This is a genomic window from Massilia sp. P2_C2 (assembly GCF_056404615.1).
Map to the genome: position 1 here is coordinate 1 of NZ_JBFUDR010000485.1, position 3,155 is coordinate 3,155.

1 protein-coding gene, 2 tRNA genes and 2 rRNA genes are annotated in these 3,155 nt (G+C 54.7%); 4 read left to right on the forward strand and 1 reads right to left on the reverse strand.

What is annotated here, in order from left to right; genetic code table 11:
- Window positions 1-491, reverse strand: a 491-nt coding sequence (locus AC1DYX_RS29775) for an SWIM zinc finger family protein (protein WP_477265625.1), incomplete at its 3' end; no start/stop codon positions are given.
- A 511-nt stretch (window positions 492-1,002) separates the two neighbouring features.
- Here AC1DYX_RS29775 and AC1DYX_RS29780 point away from each other — a divergent pair.
- The 4 genes from AC1DYX_RS29780 to AC1DYX_RS29795 form a co-directional block, all read left to right on the forward strand.
- A 16S ribosomal RNA gene (locus tag AC1DYX_RS29780) occupies window positions 1,003-2,531 on the forward strand.
- An 82-nt stretch (window positions 2,532-2,613) separates the two neighbouring features.
- Window positions 2,614-2,690, forward strand: a tRNA-Ile gene (locus tag AC1DYX_RS29785).
- A gap of 11 nt (window positions 2,691-2,701) precedes the next feature.
- A tRNA-Ala gene (locus AC1DYX_RS29790) sits at window positions 2,702-2,777 on the forward strand.
- 207 nt (window positions 2,778-2,984) lie between these two features.
- Window positions 2,985-3,155: ribosomal RNA gene (locus AC1DYX_RS29795) — 23S ribosomal RNA — on the forward strand; the annotation flags it as partial.

Genomic DNA, 3,155 nt, shown 5'->3' on the forward strand with positions numbered 1-3,155 from the left:
GGCCTGGGCCGCGGCGATGGCCGCCGCTTCCGGACTGGCTTCAGGCGCCGCCGCCTTTTCTGCCTTCTTTTCCTGGCGTACCTGGCGGCCTGGGCCGCGGCGATGGCCGCCGCTTCCGGACTGGCTTCAGGCGCCGCCGCCTTTTCTGCCTTCTTTTCCTGGCGTACCTGGCGGCCCTGYAGCCAGTCGCTCACCCATGCCGGTTCGTCGATCTGTCCGAACAGCATGGGCTCGGACGCGCGCAACAGATACAGGCCCAGGCCGTGCTTGCAGGGAAATTTGCGGCTGGGGCAGGTGCATTTGAAGGCGGGCCCGCCGAGGTCGATCTGGGTCCGGTACGGGGTCTTGCCGCTCCCCTGGCATTCGCCCCACAGGGCGCCATCGCTCTTGCCGAGATTGGCCCAGTTCCGCGACGTCGCCAGCTGGCTGCCGGCCTTGGCCGAGGCGGAATCGGGTGCGAGAGCCAGGATCTGGTGGGTGTCGAGAGTCACCGGAGTCTTTCAGGCAGATTGATATAATTTCTAGCTCAGTGTTCACAATACTCGGCGATTATTGCTTAAACGTCAATTGGCCTTCTGGAGGGGTAAGTGGCGACCGCACAACGGGTCTTGCGCGGCGGCCATCCGGTTTGTTATAGTGCGCGTCCTGTTTTGCAGCGCACCAAAATGCCGCAAGCCGAGCGGTTGAGTTGGCAACGATGGTGCGAAGAAACAGACGAGGGGTTGACGAGTTAAGCGAAACGCTGCATAATCTCATTCCTCTGCTGCTGACGAACAAAACGATTCGCAAGTGCAGCAAGGCAGTACCGAATACGAAGTTCTTTAACAATAAACAGTCGATAAGTGTGGGCGTTTGATGARGTGCCAGCATCCTTCGGGGTGCTGAATGCTTAAATTATCAAATGTTCACGCAAAAGAAATACGTTGCTCAGCAATGAGTGACGGTCAGTATTTTGAGTGAGCGATCTGCTGTTGGCGAAAGCCGATGGCAAAAACAGGAATTAAACTGAAGAGTTTGATCCTGGCTCAGATTGAACGCTGGCGGCATGCTTTACACATGCAAGTCGAACGGCAGCGCGGGGCAACCTGGCGGCGAGTGGCGAACGGGTGAGTAATAYATCGGAACGTACCCARRAGTGGGGGATAACGTAGCGAAAGTTACGCTAATACCGCATACGWTCTAMGGAWGAAAGTGGGGGATCGCAAGACCTCATGCTYYTGGAGCGGCCGATRTCTGATTAGCTAGTTGGTGAGGTAAAGGCTCACCAAGGCGACGATCAGTAGCTGGTCTGAGAGGACGACCAGCCACACTGGGACTGAGAYACGGCCCAGACTCCTACGGGAGGCAGCAGTGGGGAATTTTGGACAATGGGCGCAAGCCTGATCCAGCAATGCCGCGTGAGTGAAGAAGGCCTTCGGGTTGTAAAGCTCTTTTGTCAGGGAAGAAACGGYYCTGGTTAATACCTGGGGCTAATGACGGTACCTGAAGAATAAGCACCGGCTAACTACGTGCCAGCAGCCGCGGTAATACGTAGGGTGCGAGCGTTAATCGGAATTACTGGGCGTAAAGCGTGCGCAGGCGGTTTTGTAAGTCTGACGTGAAATCCCCGGGCTTAACCTGGGAATTGCGTTGGAGACTGCAAGGCTGGAGTCTGGCAGAGGGGGGTAGAATTCCACGTGTAGCAGTGAAATGCGTAGAGATGTGGAGGAACACCGATGGCGAAGGCAGCCCCCTGGGTCAAGACTGACGCTCATGCACGAAAGCGTGGGGAGCAAACAGGATTAGATACCCTGGTAGTCCACGCCCTAAACGATGTCTACTAGTTGTCGGGTCTTAATTGACTTGGTAACGCAGCTAACGCGTGAAGTAGACCGCCTGGGGAGTACGGTCGCAAGATTAAAACTCAAAGGAATTGACGGGGACCCGCACAAGCGGTGGATGATGTGGATTAATTCGATGCAACGCGAAAAACCTTACCTACCCTTGACATGTCAGGAACCTYCGAGAGATYGGAGGGTGCCCGAAAGGGAGCCTGAACACAGGTGCTGCATGGCTGTCGTCAGCTCGTGTCGTGAGATGTTGGGTTAAGTCCCGCAACGAGCGCAACCCTTGTCATTAGTTGCTACGAAAGGGCACTCTAATGAGACTGCCGGTGACAAACCGGAGGAAGGTGGGGATGACGTCAAGTCCTCATGGCCCTTATGGGTAGGGCTTCACACGTCATACAATGGTACATACAGAGGGCCGCCAACCCGCGAGGGGGAGCTAATCCCAGAAAGTGTATCGTAGTCCGGATCGCAGTCTGCAACTCGACTGCGTGAAGTTGGAATCGCTAGTAATCGCGGATCAGCATGCCGCGGTGAATACGTTCCCGGGTCTTGTACACACCGCCCGTCACACCATGGGAGCGGGTTTTACCAGAAGTAGGTAGCTTAACCGCAAGGAGGGCGCTTACCACGGTAGGATTCGTGACTGGGGTGAAGTCGTAACAAGGTAGCCGTATCGGAAGGTGCGGCTGGATCACCTCCTTTCTAGAGTGGCACTGGAGCGAAAGCTCAWCATCAAGCGYCYACGCTTATCGGCTGTTAATAAAGTTAAACGAGAAGAGTTTTCGGGGCTGTAGCTCAGCTGGTTAGAGCACCGTGTTGATAACGCGGGGGTCGTTGGTTCGAGTCCAACCAGCCCTACCACGTTATGCGTCGGGGGATTAGCTCAGCTGGGAGAGCACCTGCTTTGCAAGCAGGGGGTCGTCGGTTCGATCCCGTCATCCTCCACCACTACCTTTACGTAAGACTGAAGTTTTAGGTAAGTGTAGTTCTCGTTCTTTAACAATCTGGAAGAAGTAAAGTTTTCTTTAAGCGTGTAGCTGATCCAACGATCAGATGCACACTTAGGGTAGTAATCTGTTGTATCAACAAACATAGTAAGCTGAACTCTTGTTGTTATGACGTTCCCTGAYACTCATGCAGGGGCCAACGTTATAGGGACAAGCGAATAAGTGCACATGGTGGATGCCTTGGCGATTACAGGCGATGAAGGACGTAGTAGCTTGCGATAAGCTGCGGGGAGTGAGCAAACACACTTTGATCCGCAGATTTCCGAATGGGGAAACCCGGCCCTCTGGGTCATCGCATACTGAATACATAGGTATGCGA